Annotated in this window: 16 protein-coding genes; 14 read left to right on the top strand and 2 right to left on the bottom strand. The window is 67.3% G+C overall.

Annotated elements, in window-relative coordinates:
* Window positions 1-10: 10 nt before the first annotated feature.
* The gene (locus ACWDTI_RS09265) at window positions 11-3,601 is read right to left on the bottom strand and encodes an indolepyruvate ferredoxin oxidoreductase family protein (protein WP_449737777.1); all 3,591 of its coding nucleotides are present in this window, start codon (window positions 3,599-3,601) and stop codon (window positions 11-13) included.
* A gap of 216 nt (window positions 3,602-3,817) precedes the next feature.
* On the opposite strand from ACWDTI_RS09265, the gene ACWDTI_RS09260 reads away from it, so the two are divergent.
* From ACWDTI_RS09260 to ACWDTI_RS09205, 12 genes are all read left to right on the top strand, one after another.
* Entirely contained in the window at window positions 3,818-5,422 is a 1,605-nt protein-coding gene (locus ACWDTI_RS09260) for a carboxyl transferase domain-containing protein (RefSeq protein WP_449737776.1), read from the top strand.
* 23 nt (window positions 5,423-5,445) lie between these two features.
* On the top strand, window positions 5,446-7,497 hold the full coding sequence (locus tag ACWDTI_RS09255) for an acetyl/propionyl/methylcrotonyl-CoA carboxylase subunit alpha (protein WP_449737775.1): 2,052 nt from the start codon (window positions 5,446-5,448) through the stop codon (window positions 7,495-7,497).
* Complete coding sequence (locus tag ACWDTI_RS09250; protein ID WP_449737774.1) at window positions 7,497-8,642, top strand: acyl-CoA dehydrogenase family protein; 1,146 nt, start codon at window positions 7,497-7,499, stop codon at window positions 8,640-8,642. Before ACWDTI_RS09255 ends, ACWDTI_RS09250 begins: the two co-directional genes overlap by 1 nt.
* Window positions 8,639-9,145: a MaoC family dehydratase gene (locus ACWDTI_RS09245; RefSeq protein WP_449737773.1), complete on the top strand. Its 507-nt coding sequence runs from the start codon at window positions 8,639-8,641 to the stop codon at window positions 9,143-9,145. Before ACWDTI_RS09250 ends, ACWDTI_RS09245 begins: the two co-directional genes overlap by 4 nt.
* Window positions 9,145-10,041 (top strand): HpcH/HpaI aldolase/citrate lyase family protein, encoded by an 897-nt coding sequence (locus ACWDTI_RS09240; protein WP_449737772.1) that lies wholly within the window; start codon window positions 9,145-9,147, stop codon window positions 10,039-10,041. Before ACWDTI_RS09245 ends, ACWDTI_RS09240 begins: the two co-directional genes overlap by 1 nt.
* A 4-nt stretch (window positions 10,042-10,045) precedes the next feature.
* On the top strand, window positions 10,046-11,677 hold the full coding sequence (locus tag ACWDTI_RS09235) for an AMP-binding protein (protein WP_449737771.1): 1,632 nt from the start codon (window positions 10,046-10,048) through the stop codon (window positions 11,675-11,677).
* Between the two features lie 153 nt (window positions 11,678-11,830).
* Window positions 11,831-13,066 carry a DUF5336 domain-containing protein gene (locus ACWDTI_RS09230; protein WP_449737770.1) on the top strand — a complete coding sequence of 412 codons (1,236 nt, stop codon included), beginning with the start codon at window positions 11,831-11,833 and terminating at the stop codon, window positions 13,064-13,066.
* A gap of 135 nt (window positions 13,067-13,201) precedes the next feature.
* Complete coding sequence (locus tag ACWDTI_RS09225; RefSeq protein ID WP_449737769.1) at window positions 13,202-14,635, top strand: cell division protein PerM; 1,434 nt, start codon at window positions 13,202-13,204, stop codon at window positions 14,633-14,635.
* Between the two features lie 123 nt (window positions 14,636-14,758).
* Window positions 14,759-15,340 (top strand): phosphoribosylglycinamide formyltransferase, encoded by a 582-nt coding sequence (gene purN / locus ACWDTI_RS09220; RefSeq protein ID WP_449738041.1) that lies wholly within the window; start codon window positions 14,759-14,761, stop codon window positions 15,338-15,340.
* Window positions 15,337-16,917, top strand: coding sequence for a bifunctional phosphoribosylaminoimidazolecarboxamide formyltransferase/IMP cyclohydrolase (purH, locus tag ACWDTI_RS09215; RefSeq protein ID WP_449737768.1), 1,581 nt, complete (start codon window positions 15,337-15,339; stop codon window positions 16,915-16,917). Before purN ends, purH begins: the two co-directional genes overlap by 4 nt.
* Before the next feature lie 6 nt (window positions 16,918-16,923).
* Entirely contained in the window at window positions 16,924-17,667 is a 744-nt protein-coding gene (locus ACWDTI_RS09210; RefSeq protein ID WP_449737767.1) for a sulfite exporter TauE/SafE family protein, read from the top strand.
* 333 nt (window positions 17,668-18,000) lie between these two features.
* Window positions 18,001-18,894 (top strand): TauD/TfdA dioxygenase family protein, encoded by an 894-nt coding sequence (locus tag ACWDTI_RS09205; protein WP_449737766.1) that lies wholly within the window; start codon window positions 18,001-18,003, stop codon window positions 18,892-18,894.
* A 19-nt stretch (window positions 18,895-18,913) separates the two neighbouring features.
* On the opposite strand, the gene ACWDTI_RS09200 is transcribed toward ACWDTI_RS09205, so the two are convergent.
* Window positions 18,914-20,485 (bottom strand): DUF222 domain-containing protein, encoded by a 1,572-nt coding sequence (locus ACWDTI_RS09200; protein WP_449737765.1) that lies wholly within the window; start codon window positions 20,483-20,485, stop codon window positions 18,914-18,916.
* A 266-nt stretch (window positions 20,486-20,751) separates the two neighbouring features.
* Between ACWDTI_RS09200 and ACWDTI_RS09195 the strand changes: the two genes are divergently transcribed.
* Window positions 20,752-21,132: an ArsR/SmtB family transcription factor gene (locus tag ACWDTI_RS09195; protein ID WP_449737764.1), complete on the top strand. Its 381-nt coding sequence runs from the start codon at window positions 20,752-20,754 to the stop codon at window positions 21,130-21,132.
* Window positions 21,129-21,623, top strand: a complete 495-nt coding sequence (locus ACWDTI_RS09190; protein WP_449737763.1) for an SRPBCC domain-containing protein — start codon at window positions 21,129-21,131, stop codon at window positions 21,621-21,623. Before ACWDTI_RS09195 ends, ACWDTI_RS09190 begins: the two co-directional genes overlap by 4 nt.
* Window positions 21,624-21,625 lie beyond the last annotated feature (2 nt).

Below are 21,625 nucleotides of genomic sequence, written 5' to 3'. Positions count from 1 at the left end.
ACGGGACGTGTCAGATACCCAGAGTCGCCCGCATCCTGGCCAGCTCGCCGTGGTACCGCTCGACGTTGCCCATCTTGATGCTCTCGTAGCCGCGGACCATGTCGGGCAGGTCGGCCAGGGCCACCGCCGTCGGGATCTGTTCGGCACCAATGCGTCCCGAGGCCAGTCCGGCCAGCAGGGCGTCGACGACCTCTCGGTATTCGATGATCAGCGCACGCTCGGTGCGGCGGATCTCGCTGCGCCCGAACGGGTCCAGCTTGGTGCCGCGCAGCTTCTTCATGCGGGCCAGGCCGGCGAGCGGCTTGTCGGCCCACGCCCCGAGTGACATCTTCTCGCGCATGCCGAGCTCACGCAGCGTCGGCGGGTGCAGCCGCACCGCGACCTTCGCGTCATCGCCGTACTGCTCGGCGATCTGGGCCGCGAACACCGGGTCCGCGGTCAGGCGGGCCACCTCGTACTCGTCCTTGTAGGCCATCAACTTGTACAAGTTGCGTGCCACCGCGTCGGTCAGCGAATCACCGTGTCCCGCCACGTGAACGCGTGCCACCGTCGCCAGATACTCACGCGCGTAACGCTCGTCGGCGTAGGCGATGAGTTCGTCGTAGCGGATGGCGATCGTGGACCCGAGTTCCTCGTCGACGCCGAGGCCGGCGACCGCCGCGAGTGCCGCGGCACTCGGCGCCTGCTCGGCGACCTCCGCGGTGGTGCCGTGCAGATCCGCGATCGTGGTCGCGACCGCATCGGCATCGGCGACGACCTGCCGGCCGCGTCGGAAGGCCTGCGTGTTCGCTTCCACCGCAACACCGTTGAGGTCGATGGCCTGCTCGATCGAGTCGGCTGTGATCGCCAGCGCCCCGGCCTGGTACGCGGCACCCACCATCAACATGTTGGCGAACTGCTCATCGCCGAACAACGACGTCGACAGCTCTCCCGGATCGAGATAGACCGCGCGGGTGACCTTGGCGTCGATCGCCGCGTGCACCTGGGCGTCGGCCGGGAAGCCGACGGAGGTGTCGATGACCATCCGCCCGGTCGGGATCTGGGTGGTCGATACGACGGCCACCGTCTTGTCCGCGGCGGCCACCTTGAGGTTCACCGGGTCGGTCCCGACGAGCGGATCGCACGCCAGGTATAGATCGCAGTCGTCGGAGGCCACCTTGGCCGCCTGCTCGATGCCGTCCGGAGAGACCTTCACGTCGGAGACGACGGCGCCGCCCTTCTGGGCGAGACCGGTCATGTCGACGGTGCGGGCGGCGTGGCCGTCGAGCACCGCCGCGGTCGCGAGCACCTGTGACACGGTGACCACACCGGTGCCGCCGATGCCGGTGACGCGCAACGAGAACGTGTCCCGCAGCGTGGGCAGCGCCGGGGTGGGCAGCGCCGAGCCGGTGATGGCGGGCGCCTTTGCTGCGGCCCGCTTGGTGCCGGGAGTGATCGTGACGAACGACGGGCAATCGCCCTTGAGGCACGAGTAGTCCAGGTTGCACGAACTCTGGTCGATGCGGGTCTTGCGACCGAACTCGGTCGAGACCGGGTGCACGGAAAGGCAATTCGACTTCTCGCCGCAATCGCCGCAGCCCTCGCAGATCCGTTCGTTGATCATCACCCGGGTGGCCGGGGTGTTCATCGTGCCGCGCTTGCGCTTCCGCCGTTTCTGGGCCGCGCAGTACTGGTCGTGGATGAGGACCGTCACGCCGGGCACCGCCGCCAGGTCTTGCTCGACGGCGAGCATGTCGTCGCGGTGGCGGACCTCGACATTGCGGCCGAGGCCGCGGGCGCGGGTGTTGTCCGGGTCGTCGGAGGTCACCACGATGCGTGCGACGCCCTCGTCGTCGAGCAGCGAGACGAGGCGCGGCAGGCTGAACTCGCCGACGGCGTCCTGTCCGCCGGTCATGGCGACGGTGCCGTTGTAGAGCAGCTTGTAGGTGATGTTCTCACCGGCCGCGACGGCGGCGCGCAGGGCGAGCGACGCGGAGTGGGTGAAGGTGCCGTCGCCGACGTTCTGCACGAAGTGATTCGCGGTGACGAACGGCGCCATACCGAGCCACTGCGCACCCTCGCCACCCATCTGGGTGAGGCCGGTGACGTCGCCGACCTGCTTCGGGTCCATCAGCAACACCATGGCGTGACAACCGATCCCGGCGCCGACGAGCGTGCCGTCGGCGACCTTGGTGGAGCTGTTGTGGGGACAGCCGGAGCAGAAGTACGGCGTGCGTACGGCGAGCGGGAGTTCGATGCGCACCGGACGGGCGGCCTTGCGGTCCAACCAGTTCCGCGCGGCGTCGACGTGGTGATGGTGTGCGAGCCGATTGGCCAGGCCGCGGGTGACCGAGTCGACGTCGAGTTCGCCGAACCGGGAGAACAGTGTCGAGCCGTCCTCGTTGGTCTTGCCGACGATCTTCGGCGCCCGGGGATGCCGGAACAGGATGTCGCGCATCATCGTCTCGATGAAGTCGCGCTTCTCCTCGATCACGATGACCTCGTCGAGGTCGCCGGTGGCGGTGTCGAACATGAAGCGGTTGAGGATGTCTCGTTCGATCGGATAGACCATGCCCAGCTTGAGGATCCGGATGCCGAGACGGTTGAGGTCGGCGTCGGTGATCTGCATCAGCCGGAGCGCTTCGCGCAGGTCGAGGTAGGTCTTGCCGGCGGCGACGATACCGATCCGGTCGTCGGAACTGGACACGGTGATCTTGTTGAGCCCGTTGAGCCGGGCGTACTCCAGTGCACGCGGGATGCGCGTGGTGAGCTGATTCTGTTCCAGCTCCATGAGATTCGGGCCGAGCAACACGCCGCTCGGTACGTGCGGGCTGCGGCCCAGGTCGCCGTACACCGGCATGACGCGGTTGGGGTCGACGTGTGCGGTCGACGCGCCGTCGGCGACGTGCGCGGAGATCTTCATCGACGTCCACAGGCCACTCACGCGGCTCATGACGGCGGCGTGCACACCGAGATCGAGGATGTCCTGAGAGTCGGCGGGGTAGAGGATCGGCATGTACAGGTCGGCCAGCGCCATCTCGGAGGCGCACGGTACCGAGGAGCTCTTGGCGCCGGGATCGTCGCCGACGAGTGCCACCGCACCGCCGGACGGATGGGTGCCGATGAGGTTGGCGTGCCGCAGTGCGTCGGTGGCCCGGTCGAGGCCGGGGGCCTTGCCGTACCAGTAGCCGACGACGCCGTCGCGGACGACGCCTTCGGTGTCGGGAGCGAGGTCGGCCACCTGCGCGGCCACCTGCGAGCCCATCACCGACGTCGCGGCCAGCTCTTCGTTGAGTCCGGGGCGGTGGACGATGTCGAACGGTTCGAGGTAGTTGCGGCGGCGGGCGATCTCGAGGTCGTAGCCGGCGAGCGGGGAGCCCTCGTAGCCGGAGATGAAGGAGGCGGTGCGCAGATTCTGCCGGCGGTCGATGCGGGCGCGGTCGCGGACCATGCGCACGAGTGCCTGGATACCGGTGAGGTAGATGGAGCCCGATTCGCGGGTGTAGCGATCATCGAGCGAGAACGATGCTCCGGTGAATCCGTTCGGGCTGGGCTCGGTCGGGGTGGAGTCGTTGCGAGTGTGCGCGCCGATTTTTCGCGCGCGGTCATCTGCGAGGGTCATGGGGTTACCTGGCCTTCTTCATATATGTGGTCCGCGGCGACCGGGGTGGTGGCGTCGCGGGCATCGGTTATCGCGCCCGGGGGTGGTGGGCACCGTCCACAGTAACGGATTTTGGTGAGCCGCGTCACGTTCGCTGCGAGAATGAGATGGGGCGTGACAATCGCCGTGTTCGTGTCGTACGATGCGTTCAGTTAATCGCCACTAACTGAAAGGTCGATGGTGACCAGCACATTCAGCATTGACGCCGCGCCGGACGCGGGTGGTTTCCGGGAGAGCCACCTGGCCGGTGTGGATCGTCTCCAGCAACGACTGCGTGAGGTTCGACTCGGTGGCGGCGCGAAGGCCCGTGAACGCCACATCTCGCGTGGCAAGCTCCTGCCGCGCGATCGCGTCGACGGCCTGCTCGACGTCGGCTCGCCGTTCCTCGAGGTGGCGCCGCTGGCCGCGACCGGCATGTACGACGACCGGGTGCCGTCGGCCGGCGTCGTCGCCGGCGTCGGCCGGGTCGCGGGCCGCGAATGCATGATCGTCGCCAACGACGCGACGGTCTCCGGCGGCACCTATTACCCGATGACGGTGAAGAAGCATCTGCGTGCGCAGGAGATCGCGGCGGCCAACCGGTTGCCATGCATCTACCTCGTGGACTCCGGGGGCGCGATGCTGCTCCAGCAGGACGAGGTGTTCCCGGATCGTGAGCACTTCGGCCGGATCTTCTACAACCAGGCGACGATGAGCGCCGCCGGTATCCCGCAGATCGCCGCGGTGCTCGGCTCGTCGACCGCGGGTGGCGCCTACGTACCGGCGATGAGTGACGAGACGGTGATCGTGCGCAACCAGGGCACCATCTTCCTGGCCGGGCCGCCGCTGGTGAAGGCGGCGACCGGCGAGGACGTGACCGCCGAGGAACTCGGCGGCGGCGCGATGCACTCGTCGGTCTCCGGCGTCACCGACCACCTCGTCGACAACGACGAGCAGGCGCTGGCCAAGGTGCGCGAGATCGTCGCCACCCTCGGTCCCCGTGATGCCGCGCAGTGGGAGACCGTTCCGGTGCGGGACCCGAAGCGTCCACAGACCGACATCTACGACGTCGTGCCGACCGACCCGCGCACCCCCTACGACATCCGCCAGGTCATCGAGATCATCAGCGACGCCGGCGAATACACGGAGTTCAAGGCGAACTACGGCACCACGCTGGTCACCGCCTTCGCGCGCGTGCACGGACATCCGGTCGGGTTCATCGGCAACAACGGTGTGCTGTTCTCCGAATCGGCGCTCAAGGGAGCGCATTTCATCGAACTCTGCGATCAGCGCCGGATACCGCTGGTGTTCCTGCAGAACATCACCGGCTTCATGGTCGGCCGGGCCTACGAGGAAGGCGGCATCGCCAAGAACGGCGCCAAGATGGTGAACGCCGTCGCCTGCGCGCGGGTGCCCAAGCTGACCGTGATGGTCGGCGGATCGTTCGGCGCGGGCAACTATTCGATGTGCGGGCGCGCCTACTCACCGCGATTCCTGTGGTGCTGGCCCAACGCGCGCATCTCGGTGATGGGTGGTCCGCAGGCCGCCGACACCCTGGCGACGGTGCGGCGCAACCAGATCGAACGGTCCGGCGAGCAATGGGCGGACGCGGACGCCGAGGCGTTCAAGGCGCCCATCCGGGAGCAGTTCGAGCGGCAGTCCGACGCCTACTATTCGACCGCGCGACTCTGGGATGACGGCATCGTCGACCCCGCCGCGACCCGAACCATGCTCGGACTCGCGTTGGAGACCTGCCGATACGCCCCCCTCGAAGACCCGCGCTACGGCGTCTTCCGGATGTGATCATCATGAAGCGAGGAACCCCAGTGACCACGACCCCCACGCAGCCCGTCCGCAGTGTCCTCGTCGCCAACCGCGGCGAGATCGCCTGCCGAGTCATCGACACCCTGCGCCGCATGGGTATTCGCAGCATCGCGGTGTACTCGGACGCCGACGCGGACGCCAGGCACGTCCGCGAGGCCGACGTCGCCGTGCGACTCGGACCGGCGCCCGCCACGCAGAGCTACCTCGACATCGACGCCGTGGTGCGTGCGGCGCAACAGACCGGAGCCGATGCCGTCCATCCCGGCTACGGATTCCTTTCGGAGAACCAGAAGTTCGCGGCCGCACTCGCCGATGCCGGGATCGTCTTCATCGGTCCGCCCGCCGAAGCGATCGCCACGATGGGCGACAAGATCACCGCGCGTGCCGCCGTCGTCGAGCGCGATGTGCCGGTGGTGCCCGGGCTTTCGCGTCCCGGGCTCACCGACGAGAATCTGATCGCCGCGGCCCCCGACATCGGTTTCCCGGTCTTGATCAAGCCGAGCGCGGGTGGCGGCGGCAAGGGGATGCACCGCGTCGAGAAGCCGGACGATCTCCCCGCCGCGCTGCAACGGGCGCGCCGCGAGGCCGGATCGGCATTCGGCGACGACTCGCTGTTCCTCGAGCATTTCGTCGACACGCCACGGCACATCGAGGTGCAGGTCCTCGCCGACACCCACGGCAACGTGATCCATCTCGGCGAGCGCGAGTGCTCGCTGCAGCGGCGCCACCAGAAGGTGATCGAGGAGGCCCCCTCGGCGCTGCTCGATGCCGACACGCGGGCCCGGATCGGCGAGGCGGCGTGCGACGCGGCCCGCAGTGTCGGCTACACCGGTGCCGGCACCGTGGAGTTCATCGTCTCCGCGAAAAAACCCGACGCGTTCTTCTTCATGGAGATGAACACCCGCCTGCAGGTCGAGCATCCGGTAACCGAACTCGTCACCGGCGTGGATCTCGTGGAACAACAGATCCGGGTCGCCCGCGGCGAGAAGCTGTCGCTGACACAGGACGACATCGTGCTCGACGGTCACGCCATCGAGGCGCGTGTGTACGCCGAGGATCCCGCCAACGGCTTCCTGCCGACCGGCGGGACCATCACCCACCTCATGCAGCCGGAAGAGTCGAAAGCCGGTGGCGTACGAGTGGACTCGGCGATGTTCGAGGGACTCACCGTCGGCAGCGACTACGACCCGATGCTCGCGAAGGTGATCGCCCACGGCAGCGACCGGGAGGAAGCCCTCGAACGCCTCGACGCCGCGCTGGCCCACACCCGCGTGCTGGGCGTCGTCACCAACGTCGACTTCTGCCGATACGTCCTGGCGCAATCCGCCGTGCGTGACGCCGAACTCGACACCGAACTCCTCGACCGTCTCGTCGTCGATTACGTCGTGCCCGAACCGGTTCCGGAGGCTCTGGTCGTCGTCGGCATCGACCGGATCGGGCCCCGTGATCCGCACGACGTGTGGAACTCCGCGATCGGCTGGCGGATCGGGGACACCGCACCCGTGGTGACCCGACTGGTCCACGCCGGCCGGCACCACACGGTCGCCATCGGAGTCGAGGAGTCCACGCAGGACGCGCTCCGCGGCCAGGCGACCGTCACCTACGACGACGATCCCGAACGTGAATCCTGGAGTGCCGCCGTCGAATACCGCCGGATACGGCGCGGCGAAGGGGGCAGCGTCACCGAGCTGCGCCGCCTCATCGTCGACGGTGTCAGCCAGTCCTGGTCGAAGGAGGAGATCGACGGAACGTGGTGGGTGTCGGGCCCACGCGGCACCTGGACACTCGAACTCGCCCGGCCGCTGCTCGACGAGGCCGCCGACGAGAAGGCCGGAGAGGTCCTCAGCCCCATGCCGGGCACGGTCGTCGCGGTGGCCGCCGCCGCCGGCGACGAGGTCACCGCCGGCAGCCCGATCATCGTGGTCGAGGCGATGAAGATGGAACACACACTGACCGCGCCGACCGACGGCGTCGTGGCGCTGTCGGCCCGGGTCGGAGACAAGGTCGCGGCCGGGCAAGCCCTCGCGGTCGTGACGAAGGAAATGGAGAACTGATGGAACTCACGCAGGAGTACACCGATCTCGTGGCGACGGTGCGCGACTTCGCGCAGTCGGTGGTGGCGCCGGTGTCGGCGAAACACGATGAGGAGCACAGCTTTCCGTACGAAGTGGTGGCCCAGATGGGCAAGATGGGGCTGTTCGGTCTGCCGTTCTCCGAGGAATACGGGGGAATGGGTGGCGATTACTTCGCTCTCGCTCTCGCGCTCGAAGAACTCGGCAAGGTCGACCAGTCCGTGGCCATCACGCTCGAGGCCGGGGTCAGTCTCGGTGCCATGCCGATCTACAAGTTCGGCACCGAGGAGCAGAAACAGCAGTGGCTGCCGGACCTGACGGCCGGTCGTGCGCTGGCCGGGTTCGGCCTCACTGAACCGGGAGCGGGCTCGGATGCCGGGGCCACCGCGACCACCGCCAAGGCCGACGGCGACTCGTGGATCATCAACGGCGGCAAACAGTTCATCACCAACTCGGGTACCGACATCACCTCGCTGGTGACGGTCACCGCGGTCACCGGAGTGAAAGAGAGTGGCCGCAAGGAGATCTCGACGATCATCGTGCCGTCGGACACCCCGGGCTTCACCGCCGAACCGGCCTACAACAAGGTCGGCTGGAACGCGTCTGACACCCATCCGCTGTCGTTCACCGATGCCCGTGTGCCGCAGGAGAATCTGTTGGGGGAACGCGGACGCGGCTACGCCAACTTCCTGTCCATCCTCGACGAAGGACGCATCGCGATCGCCGCGCTGGCCACCGGCGCCGCCCAGGGGTGTGTCGACGAGAGCATCAAGTACGCCAAGGAACGTCAGTCGTTCGGCAAGCCGATCGGCGAGTACCAGTCGATCTCGTTCGCCATCGCCCGGATGGAGGCCCGCGCGCACGTGGCGAGGACCGCCTACTACGACGCCGCCGCAAAGATGCTGGCGGGCAAGCCCTTCAAGAAGGAGGCGTCGATCGCCAAGATGGTGGCCAGTGAGGCGGCGATGGACAACGCCCGGATGGCCACCCAGATCCACGGCGGCTACGGCTTCATGAACGAGTATCCCGTCTCCCGCCACTACCGTGACTCCAAGATCCTGGAGATCGGCGAGGGCACCACCGAGGTGCAGTTGATGTTGATCGCGCGGGAACTGGGGTTCGCATGAGCGAGCAGACGGTGGACGCACAGGCACAGACCAGGGTCGTCCAGCGGGGCCTGTGGTTCGAGGAGTTCGTCGACGGCACCATCTACGAGCACCGGCCCGGCCGCACGGTCACCGAAGCGGACAACGTGCTGTTCACCACCCTGACGATGAACACCCAGGCCCTGCACCTCGACGCTGCGTGGTCGGCTCAGCAGCCCGGATTCGGCGGGCAACGGCTGATCAACTCGATGTTCACGTTGTCGACGATCGTCGGTCTGTCGGTGTCCCAACTGACGCAGGGCACGCTCGTCGCGAACCTCGGATTCAGCGAGGTCGCCTTCCCGGCGCCGCTCTTCGCGGGCGACACCCTGTACGCCGAGACCCTGTGCACCGGGAAACGTGAATCGAAATCCCGGCCGGGGGAGGGCGTGGTGAACTTGACCCACATCGGCCGCAATCAGCACGGCGAGGTCGTCGCGCGGGCCGCGCGAGCCACGTTGGTGCGGAAACAACCCGTGGAGTGATGATGGAATTCGCGAACTCGCAACTGGCCAACCCCTGGTCGCCACCCGGACCGGCGATGTTGTTCTGTCCGGCCGACCGACCCGAACGGTACGAGAAGGCGCTCGACCGCGCCGACGTGGTGATCCTCGATCTCGAGGACGCGGTCGCGCCGGACAATCGGGCGGCCGCGCGCGAGGCGCTGATCGCTCACCCCCTCGATCCCGACCGGACGATCGTGCGGATCAACCCGGCCGGCACCGGCGACTATCGGCGCGACATCGCCGCCGTCGTCGAGACCAACTATCGCGTCGTGATGCAGGCCAAGGCCGAGGACCCCACGTCCATCATCGACACCGCGTTGCAGACGATCGCACTGATCGAGACACCGCTCGGCGCCACCCGTGCGCACGAGATCGCCGCGGCCGTCAACTGCATCGGGTTGATGTGGGGCGCAGAAGATCTGGTGGCCGGTCTGGGCGGCAAGTCGAGCCGGTTCGGGCCCGACGAGAAGCGCGCGGGGCAGTACCGCGACGTCGCCCGGTGGGTGCGTTCGTCGGTGCGGATCGCGGCGGCCGCGCACGGCAAGTTCGCCGTCGACTCCGTACATCTCGACTTCCGTGACGTCGACGGTCTGGTCGACGAGGTCCGGGACGCGGTGGCACTGGGCTACACCGCCACCGCCTGCATCCATCCGTCGCAGGTGCCCTACATCCGCGACGGCTACCGCCCGTCCGACGACGAGATCGCCTGGGCGCGACAGGTCGTCGACGGTTCCGCCGAACGGGGCGGCGGCGTGTTCAGCATCGACGGCCAGATGGTCGACGGACCGGTGCTGCGCCAGGCCGAGGTCGTTCTCGCCAGAGTCGCTGCCCTGCAAGATGTTCCGACCGCAACCTCCACAATCGAAGCGGAGTGACACCATGACCGAACTGGCCCACACACGTGGCGAGGACGTGCCGGATCTGCTCACCGAGACCATCGGGGCCACACTGGCGCGCACCGTCGACGCTTTCGGGGACAACATCGCACTGATCGACGCCGCAGCCGGAAAACAATGGAACTACCGGGAATTCCATCGAGACATCCGAGCCGTCGCGGCCGGTCTGTTGCGTCTCGGCCTGCAGCCGGGAGACCGGGTCGGGATCTGGGCACCCAATCGCTTCGAGTGGGTGCTGGTCCAGTACGCCACCGCGGAGATCGGCGTCATCCTGGTCAACATCAATCCCGCCTACCGGCAGAACGAGGTCGAGTACGCGCTGATCCAATCCGGCATCAGCGTGGTGATCGCCGCGGAGCGGTTCAAGGACTCCGGCTATGCCGCAATGCTCGCCGAGGCGCAACCGAAATGTCCTGATCTGCGGCAGATCATCCTGTTCGAGAACCCGGAATGGGCTGCGCTGCTGGCAGATCCGGACGCCGACGAGCTCGCCCGGGTCGCCGAGATCGCCGCCTCGCTCGATGCCGACGATCCGATCAACATCCAGTACACCTCGGGGACGACAGGATTTCCCAAGGGCGCCACGCTGACTCACCGCAACATCGGCAACAACGGTTATCTGGTCGGCGAACTGCTCAATTACACCGATGCCGACCGGATCTGCATTCCCGTGCCCTTCTATCACTGCTTCGGCATGGTGATGGGGAACCTCGCGGCCACGAGCCACGGTGCGACGATGGTGATCCCGGCGCCCGCCTTCGACCCGGAGGCGACCTTGCGTGCCGTGTCCGACCACGGATGCACCAGCCTGTACGGGGTGCCGACGATGTTCATCGCGGAGTTGGCGCTGATGGATCATCTCGGCTCTGAGTCGGACTTCGATCTCTCGACGCTGCGCACCGGCGTCATGGCCGGGTCGCCGTGCCCCGAGCACGTGATGCGACAGGTCGTCGACCGCATGCACATGCGCGAGGTGTCGATCTGCTACGGCATGACCGAGACCTCGCCGGTGTCCACCCAGACACGCGTCGACGACCCGCTCGAACTGCGGGTCGGCACCGTCGGGCGCGTCGGACCGCATCTCGAGATCAAGGTCGTGGACGCGGTGAGCGGTGAGACGGTGACGCGCGGCGAGACCGGCGAGTTCTGCACCAAGGGCTACTCGGTCATGAAGGGCTACTGGAACGACCCGGAGAAGACCGCCGAGGCCATCGACGCGGACGGCTGGATGCACACCGGCGATCTCGCGGTCATGGACGACAACGGCTACGTGAAGATCACCGGCCGTATCAAGGACATGGTCATCCGGGGCGGCGAGAACATCTATCCCCGGGAGATCGAGGAGTTCCTCTACACGCACCCCGACATCCGCGACGCGCAGGTGATCGGAGTGCCCGACGAGAAGTACGGCGAGGAACTCATGGCGTGGATTCAGCTCCGCGAGGGCGTCGTCGACTTCACCGAAGAGGACCTCCGCGTCTTCGCCGCCGGCAAGATCGCGCGACACAAGATCCCCCGATACGTCCACGTCGTGAAAGATTTCCCGATGACCGTCACCGGCAAGGTGCGCAAGGTGCAGATGCGGGCCGAGGCCACGGACATCCTGGGCTTGTAGCGCAGGCGTGACGCGGCGGGGCAGCCCGCCGCGTCATTCGAATGCGCGAGACGAGGAGATCGGCCAGGTCGTCGTGTCCCCGGCATGTACTAGTGTCGGCCCGGAACCATGCGCTCACCGCGGGGGCGAAGCGACGATTGAGCAGGAGAAGTGATGACCTACCAGCCGGGATCGGGATACGGGCAGCAGCCCGAATCTAATCAGCAGTCCTACGGCTCGGGCTATCCGCAGTCCGGGCAGCAAGAGTCAGAGCAGCAGGGCTACGGACAACAGGGTTACGGGCAGCAGCAGGGTTACGGCCAGTCGGGCTATGGCCAGTCGTACGGCCGGCAGGGGTATGGCCAGGGCTATGACCCGCAGTCCTACGGCCAGGGTTATGGACAGTCCTATGGCCAGCAGGGATACGGCCAGCACAGCCATGGACAGTCGGGCCATGGGCAATCGGGCTATGGCCAGCAGGGTTACGGCCAGCAGGGTTACGGCCAGCAGGGTTACGGGCAGCAGGGTTACGGGCAGCAGGGTTACGGGCAGCAAGGCTATGGCGGCCAAGAGTACGGGCAGCAGGCCTACGGCCAGCAGGGCTACGGTTACTCCGCTCCGAAGCCGGAGAGTCAGGGCTTGCCGGCCAACATCGGCCAGATCCTGGCCATCGCGATCGCGGCGTTGTCGCTGGTCAGCGTGGTGCTCAGCTTCTGGGACTACGGCGCCCACATGGAAGGCAGTCTGTTCCTGGGCGTCCTCGCGCTGCTCACACTGGTGCCGCAGGTCAGCGCCAAGCTGATCGTCCCGGTGATCACCGCGTTCGCGGTCGCCGCGGCGTTGTCGACCGTCTACCAGTCGATCTGGAGTTCCACCCACAGCATGTTGTCGTCGGTGCGTAACTCGGGGATCGAGTACACCCAGCTCGCTCTCGGATTGATCGTCGCGGCAATCGCGATCTTCTGGCTCCTCGTCGTCCTCGAGAAGCTCAAGGTGGCCCCCGCGACCGGCGATACCCCCGCGACGTCGGCCGCGACCACCGCGAACGTTGCGCCCACGGCGTCGACACCGGCCGACGCCGGATCGCTGACCAACGCGCAGACGACTGTGGTCGGCCACGGCGACGCGCAGGCCGGCGCCTACGGAACCTCGGGCGCACAGCGGAGCTCGCAGCCCGGATATGACGCGGCGGCCTACACGCCCTCGTCGCACACCCCCTCGTCGCACGCGCAGGCACCCGCCCCGTCGGCCGGCGCCTACAGCCCGTCGGCCGGGGCCGGGGCCTCCGACAGTGCCGCGCCGTCGGCATACCGGGCCGGTGGGAGCGCCGCATCGGCGGGCGCCGACGATGCGGGAGTGGAGAACTCCACCACGATCATCAACACGTCCGACAAGTCGACCGGTCACTGACGCCGAAGCGCTGAGCCCGACGCCCCGCCGACCCAGGTCGGCGGGGCGTCGGGCATGTGCGAGGTGCGTCGCTTTCCGCGATTGCTGCGGCGCGTCGGACGAATGTGACGGGTGGGGCATGTCAGGCTCGTACCGATGCCTGCGCCACCGACCGATAGCCTCGCGTCGCGTCTCCGTCAGATGCGACAGCTGAGTCGTGCCCAGCGTTCGATGTCCGAGGGCTCGGCCCGCGAACTCGTCGTGGTGGCCTTCGCCGTTCCCGTTCTCACGATGGCACTCGTCGTGCTCGCGGTGCTGGCCATCCTGTTGCTCGCCGGAAGCGGGCTCGCCGGGCTCGGCACGACGGTCGGAGCCCTGTGGCTCGCGATCCATCAGGTCCCGGTGACGATCAGCGGCGTCACCATAGGGGTCCTGCCGCTACTGCCGACGCTGGCGATCGCGGCTGCGACGGCCCGGATGGCGTGGTCGGCGAGCGGACCAGAACGTCCGACGTCGGAGTTGACCGCTGTCGGCCTCGCCGCCGTCGGCGGACCCCTGTTGATGACTGCGCTCTCGTTGGCGGTGATGATGGACGGGGCGTCGGTGACGCAGGTACAGAGCCCGGTCGCATTGATCGCCTTCGCCTACACCCTCGGCATTCACGCGGCGGCCGCGGCAGGCGGTATCGCGTTCCGGCGTCGGCAAGACCTCTTTCATCGCTTTGCCGTGACGGGGGCCGATCGCCGTGGACTGCGCCTGGGCGTGGTGGCGGTGACCGCGCTGCTCGGCTGCGGCGCGGTGGTCGTCCTTGTGCGGTTGATTGTCCGGTGGCATGACCTGGGCTCGGCGATCGCCGCCGGTAACGACTTCGACGGCTATCTGGGGCTGACCCTGTTGTCCGTGCTCTATCTCCCGAACGCGGTGGTGGGCGCGGCCGCGGTGCTCGTCGGCTCCGACGTCCACCTCGGCACCGCCTCGGTCGATCTGTTCACGGTTCATCCCGGGCCGTTGCCGCCGCTTCCGGTGGTCACTGTGATCCCGCAATCGGCGCCCGGGACCCTCGGCCTGCTCGCATGTGCCGTTCCCGCCGGGATCGCACTCGTCGTCGCCTTTCGGTGCCGCGATGTCGATCCGCTCGCCAATGTCCGATCCGTGGCGGTCGCCGGCGCGGTCGCCGCGTCGGCGATGGTGCTGCTCTGCGCGATGGCAGGGGGAGCCCTGGGCGAGTTCGGTGCCGTCGGAATCACCGTCCCGACCGTCGGAGTGTTCACCCTCGGATGGATCATCGTCGTCGGTCTGGTGGTCGCCCTGATCCACGGATGTCTGCCCTCGACGCGGGCGGCTCGGCTCGCCGTCGACGACGAGCTGTGGGACGACGACGAGGTCGGCTATGACGACGACTACCTCACGGACGAGTTCGACGACGAGTATGCCGACGAGTATTCGGAGGATGACGAATACGGCGAGGACGACCTCGACGTCGATCCCGACGGCTCCGATCACACCGGCAGTGACTACACCGATGACGAGTACTCGGACGACGAGTTCACCAACGCCGACACCGTCGAATACTCTGCCGACCCGCGTTGACCGGGCGGTGTTGCGGTCCGAGACCCGACGCGTCTGGCATCCGCGCGTCCCACTAGGCTGACACGCGTGAATGCAGCCCCGGCCACCCGATCCGTGTCCGCGGCTCGGGTTCCCATCGTGGTGATGGCGTCGGGCACCGGCTCGCTGCTGGAATCCTTGCTGCGACGTACCGAATCCGACGAATCGCCGTTCCGCGCGGCCGCGATCGTCGTCGATCGTGACTGCCGGGCCGCCGACATCGCCCGTGACGCCGAGATCCCGTTGATCGACTGTCGGCTGTCGTCGTATCCGGACCGCGCGGCCTGGGATGCCGCGCTGGCCGCCGCGGTGGGGGATGTGGAGCCGGAGTGGGTGGTCACCGCGGGTTTCATGAAAATCCTTGGGCCCGCATTCCTTTCTCGATTCGGTGGGCGCATCGTCAACTCGCATCCCGCGCTGCTGCCGTCGTTTCCGGGCGCGCACGGTGTCGCCGACGCGCTGGCGCACGGGGTCAAGGTGACCGGTGCGACCGTCCATCTCGTCGATGACGGGGTCGACACCGGGCCGATCCTCGCCCAGGAGGCCGTCGCGGTCCGCGACGACGACACCGAGGACACCCTGCATGAACGAATCAAGTCGGTCGAGCGGGTACTGCTCGCCGACGTGGTGACGGCCCTCGTCGCCAATGGTGTAGTGATCGACGGACGAAAGGCCACCATCAAGTGAACGCACAGAGCCCTGCCGACGGCGCCCGCCGACCGATCCGCCGTGCCCTGGTGAGCGTGTACGACAAGTCCGGACTCATCGATCTCGCAACGGCACTGAACTCTGCCGGGGTCGAGATCGTCTCGACTGGTTCCACCGCGAAAACCATTGCCGATTCCGGCGTGGCTGTGACCGAGGTCTCGACCGTCACCGGGTTCCCCGAATGCCTCGACGGTCGTGTCAAGACGCTGCACCCGAAGGTGCACGCCGGCATTCTCGCCGACAGCCGCAAGCAGAGCCACGTCGACCAGCTCGCCGACCTCGGTGTCGCACCGTTCGATCTCGTCGTCGTCAACCTCTATCCGTTCACCGACACCGTCGCATCGGGCGCGTCGCCGGACGAGTGCATCGAGCAGATCGACATCGGCGGACCGTCGATGGTGCGTGGCGCGGCCAAGAATCATCCGACGGTGACCGTGGTCGTCGATCCCTACGACTACGACGCCGTCGCGGAGGCCGCGCAATCTGGCGGATTCACCCTCGCGCAGCGACAAGAGTTCGCGGCCAAGGCATTCCGTCACACCGCCGACTACGATGTCGCGGTCGCGTCGTGGATGTCGAGTGTCGTGGCGCCCCCGCAAGACGGCTCCCGGTTCCCGGAGTGGGTCGGCGCCACCTGGAACAGGTCGTCGGTGCTGCGTTACGGCGAGAACCCGCATCAGGCTGCCGCACTTTATCTTTCGACCTCCGCGCCGAGTGGCCTGGCGTCCGCCGAGCAACTGCACGGCAAGGAGATGAGCTACAACAACTACACGGACTCGGATGCGGCGTGGCGGAGCGCCCACGATTTCGACGCCCCCGCGGTGGCGATCATCAAGCACGCGAACCCGTGTGGCATCGCGATCGGCGACGACATCGGCGAGGCACATCGCAAGGCGCACGCCTGCGATCCGGTCAGCGCATACGGCGGCGTGATCGCCGCCAACCGCGAGATCACCGTGGAGATGGCCGAGCAGGTGGCCGAGATCTTCACCGAGGTGATCATCGCACCGGGATTCGCCGACGGAGCGCTGTCGGTGTTGACGCGCAAGAAGAACATCCGCATCCTGCGGGCGGTGCCGCCATCGCACGCCGGCATCGAGACCCGTCCGATCTCCGGGGGACTGCTCATGCAGCAGCGTGATGTCCTCGACGCCGACGGCGACGATCCGGCCAACTGGACGCTCGCGGCCGGCGCCCCGGCCGACCCGGACACCCTGCGTGACCTCGAATTCGCCTGGCGTGCATGCCGTTCGGTGAAGTCGAACGCCATCCTGCTGGCTGCCGACGGCGCGTCTGTCGGTGTCGGCATGGGACAGGTGAACCGGGTCGACTCCGCACATCTGGCGGTCAACCGTGCAGGTGAGCGCGCGGCCGGCAGTGTGGCCGCGTCGGATGCGTTCTTCCCCTTCCCGGACGGCTTGCAGGTGCTCATCGCGGGCGGTGTGCGAGCGGTGGTGCAGCCGGGCGGCTCGATCCGCGACAACGAGGTCATCGAGGCGGCCGCCGAGGCGAACGTGACGCTGTACCTGACCGGCGCGCGGCATTTCGCGCACTGACCCCCGGTGAATCCGGCCGAGTTCGCATTCCTCGTCGCCGCCGGGTTCGGTGCGGGACTGATCGGGTACATCACCGGACTGGCATCGGTGGTCAGCTATCCGGCGCTGCTTGCGGTGGGCCTCAACCCTATTGCCGCGAACGTCACCAACACCGTCTCACTGGTGGCGGTGGGCATCGGCAGCACCGCACAGTCGGGCAAGGCGATGATCGATGGCGACCGGCGACGCCTGATCGGCGGGGTCATCGTGTCCCTGATCGGCGGGACGATCGGTGCGGTGACGCTGTTGGTCACGCCGCCAGGCGCTTTCGAAGCGGTGGTGCCGTTCCTCGTCGCGCTGGCCGCGATCTCGCTGCTGCTCCAGCCGATGCTCCGACGATGGGCCACCAGTCATGAAGACCGGCCCGGCGTGTGGCTGTTCGGGTTGCTGCTGATCTCGGTGTACGGCGGGTACTTCGGTGCCGGAGCAGGGATCATGGTGCTCGCCCTGATGCTGGTGCTCACCAGCGAACCGCTCTGGCGCGCCGCACTGTCCAAATCCCTGTTTCTGGGGATCGCCAACACCGTTGCGGCGGTGGGCTTCATGCTGTTCGGCCCGGTGCACTGGCTGGCCGCACTGGCGATGGCCATCGGCTGCCTGGCCGGTGGTTACTGCGGACCGCCGGTGGTGCGGAGGCTGCCGGCCGGGCCGCTGCGCATCGTCGTCGGTCTCGGCGGGCTGGGTCTCGCGGTCTGGCTGGCGGTGGGCTGAGCCCCCCGCATCGCAGCGGCAACGTCTGCCGCGGCGTTTTTCTCAGCCTGCGGCTAACCCTGTGCAGCGGTCCGTCCGTTGGGTACAAACCACTGGTGTCCCTGCCCGCCGGTGTGCCTGACGCGCCCGACGGGCAGACTCGTGCGAAACTGCTGGTGACGTGCGGTCGGTCAGCGCGGAGCACGTGGCTCGGCAGCAGGGTGAGGAGGTGTGGCATGACGCGAGATGTCCCGGATCATCGCATGGATTGGTCTGACGGTACCCATCACGGATCGCCACCGGTCGCTCCCGGCCTTCGCCCCTTTGCCCACCATCCGAGAAAGATCCTCCGTCATGACCATCTCCACCACCGTCGCCTCTGATGCCGCCGACGGCATCGACCTCATCACCGACCTCGATGTCGACGAGTTCGGCCCCCACTTCGGAGCCGAGATCCGCGGCCTCGACGTCGCCTCCGCGAGCGACGACCAGATCCGGGCGATCCGTCGACTCTTGATCACGCGCAAGGTGATCGTGCTCCGCGATCAGCACCTCGACGACGCCGCGCACATCGAATTCGGTCGGCGCCTCGGCGACCTCACCTTCGGCCACCCCGTCTGGAACTCCGGCGACGTGCCCGACGAGGTCTACGCGCTCGATTCCAGCGACAACGGGTTCGCCGATGTCTGGCACACCGACGTCACGTTCATGCCGCGCCCGCCGATGGGCTCGATCCTGCGGCCGGTCACGTTGCCACGCAACGGCGGTGACACCAACTGGGCCGACGCGGAACTTGCATACCAGTCGCTCTCGGCGCCCGTGCAACGCATGGTGGACGGCCTGCGCGCGGTCCACGACGGTAGCCGCGAGTTCGGTTATTACCTTGCACAGCGTCGGGGAGGACGTGGAAATGTCTGGGACGGTAAGGAAGTCACCGACCTTCCGCCGGTCGTCCATCCCGTGGTACGGGTCCACCCGGAGACCGGACGCAAGTCGCTGTTCGTCAATCCCGGGTTCACCTCACACATCGACGGTGTGTCTGCCGCCGAGAGCAGAGGCATCCTCGATCTCCTGTACGCCCACCTGACCAAGCCCGAGCACATCGTCCGCCATCGGTGGCGTCTCGGGGATCTGGTGTTGTGGGACAACCGGAATACGCTGCACTATGCGAATCGCGACTATGGCGACAACCGACGCGTCATGCACCGCATCACCTTGCGTGGCGACGAGCCGATCGGGGTCGGCTGACCGAGGCGCCGGCCAATCCTCATGTCTTATCCTGGTTTTCGCGGCGGCGTCGGTTGCGTTCTCGTTCGTGGCGTCGTCGGGCGTGTTTGGACGCCACCCGGCTCTGCGTGCGGGCGGGTGGGGTTGAGTCCTGTGGTGGTGCACCGTGATCCTGCGGATCATCCGGTGCCGGTGGGGTTTTGAAGCGGATCCGCCGCAGCCCGGGCAGCAGGTTCTCCAGGGTTTCCGGCTCACCCGGGATGATCAGGCCTTCGGGCGTGGTGAACTCGGTGACCGTGGCGCCGGTCGGACCGGGCATCTGGTCGTCGACCCACAGCCCGAACGTTTTTAGCAGATGCCCCAACCGGCCTTTGGCATTGATGTTTTCGGCGGTGGTCTGACCGCCGACCGCCGGGTCGATGTGGTCGAATTCGGCCACGTGGTCGAGGTCGGCGTCGAACGCCGAGGTGCCATCACCGGGTATCACACTGAACCCATCGCGGACCCGCACGAACGTGTCCAGCGCGGTCGACGGCCGATACGGATTGGCCGCCGAGTGCGCGAGCAGGGTGTAGCTGCCATCCGGATTCATTGGTGTCCCTGTGGGGACGAGCGGCCGCAGGACGGCGTCGGGGCGAGCCACCAGGTCCCGCACCTGCTCGTCGCCGATCACACCGTGGCCGGCGAGGAACCCGGCGTGTTCGGCGGTGCCGGCGACGGTGGATGCGTCGGCGACGACGTGGATGACCACCGCCGTCGACGGCGGCGTTGTGGTGCCCGGCTCGGGAATCTGAGCGGTGCACTCCTCGAGGCCGCACAGGCACTCGAATGGGTTTCCGGTGAGCAGCGCGAACGACGCATCGGACTCGCGCTGCCCGGTGGTCCGCGGATCTTGTCCGCACACCGACGTAGCCAGGGCGGTCACCGCCGCAGCGGCGATCTGCGCGTCCTCGGCCGACATGGTCGCCGCGACCTGCGCCATCCCGTCGGCGGTGGGTTTGGTCCAGAACCGGCGGGCGTTCTTCGCGCGGCGGCGGGCTTCGCGCACCGCCTGCGGATCGTGGCGAAACACGATGCGGTCCACCATCAGCTGCAGCCGATGCGCCGACCACCCACCGCGGTGGGCGTCGAGTTCGGCGGCGATCTCGGCATCCACCAAGGCTGCGCAGTCGGTGCCGTCGATCAGGTCGGTACGGGCGATGATCTTCCCGATCCGCTCGGCACTGATACGGCCATTTCGTAACCGCTGCGCCACCAGCGGTAGCCGGTCACGCAGCGCGAGGGCCTCGTGCAGCAGTTTCTCCGCGGCATTCTGCGAGATCGCCAGGGCGATGGCGATGCGGGCGGCGCAGTCGGCGACCCCGTCGACCTGGAACAGGTCGTCCTCTCGCGGTTCGGCACCGACGAGCCGGTGGTGTAGTTCGGCTGCGCACCGATAGTCCTGCCAGGCCAGAAACGAGCGGCCCCGGGTGGTGGAGACGAACCCGCCGACCAGATCATTGACCTCGGCCGCATCGAGGTCTTCGGCGTCGACGAACCCGGTGAACCGCGGCGACAGGTCCGGCCATGGTGACGCCTCACGCCACCAGTCAGCCAACGACTCGACCGCCACCGACGACACCCTTCCACGACAACCCACAGGGAACAGTCCGATCGGCACCCACCGTCACAGTCGCTGAAACACTCACGTGCGCAAGCACTTCAGCCGCATCATCCATCACCCGAACGAACTGACACCACCATAAACCAGGGGTACGACAAGAATCTTTGGCCGAGACCAGGCCCGAAGATACCCAGCATCTTCAACCGAATGGTTGACAAAGGGGCGGATGAGGAGCAGGCTTGTATTCAACCGAGCGGTTGAGGAGGCCGGAGGGCGTGACCGACGAACTGTCCAAAGTATTTGCCGCACTGGCTGATCCGACACGGCGCGATATGGTTGCGCGGCTGGCGGTGGGCGATGCGACGGTCAGTCAGCTCGCCGAGCCGTACGAAGTCAGCATCCAGGCGGTGTCCAAGCACCTCAAGGTGCTCGAGGACGCCGGCCTCGTCAGCCGCACTCGGGAGGCGCAGACGCGTCCGGTCCATCTGGAAGCAGAGGTGTTCGACCTCATGACCAAGTGGATAGAGCGGTACCGGCGCCGGGCGGAGGAGCGCTACCAGCGCCTCGACGCTCTGCTGGCGGAGATGAACGATGGCCCCGCGGCGACCCGACGCCGCGGGGAGAGGAAGAACAAACAGAAAGGAAAGGCATCATGAGCACAGTGCAGACCCGGTATCCCGAGGCCGCGATCGAAGCCGACAAGGATGTACCGATCATCCGCATCACGCGTGACTTCCGCGGCACGCCGGCGCAATTGATGAAGGCGCACACCGACCCCGAGCTCTTCGTGCGATGGGTCGGGCCGGATTCGATAACCAGCCGCGTCATCGACTGGGACGTTCGCGACGGTGGCAGCTGGCGATATGTGTCGACCCGTGGAGAAGACGAGTTCGGTTTCCGTGGTTGCTTCCACACGGTCTCCGACGACACCATCGTGCAGACCTTCACCTGGGACGGACTACCCGATCAGGTTGCGCTGGAGAAGCTCTGGTTCGAGGACCTCGGCGACGGTACGACACGGTTACATGCGCAATCGCTGTGCGACAACTTCGCCGACCGCGATCAGTGGCTCGCATCCGGCATGGAGGTCGGCGTGAACGAGGGGTACGCGGCGATCGATCGGCTCCTCGACTCCGGCGAGGTGTGAGC

Source organism: Gordonia sp. NPDC003424 (genome assembly GCF_053588655.1).
The sequence above is the reverse complement of the archived record's forward strand: the minus strand, read 5'-3'. Positions and strand labels throughout refer to the sequence as shown.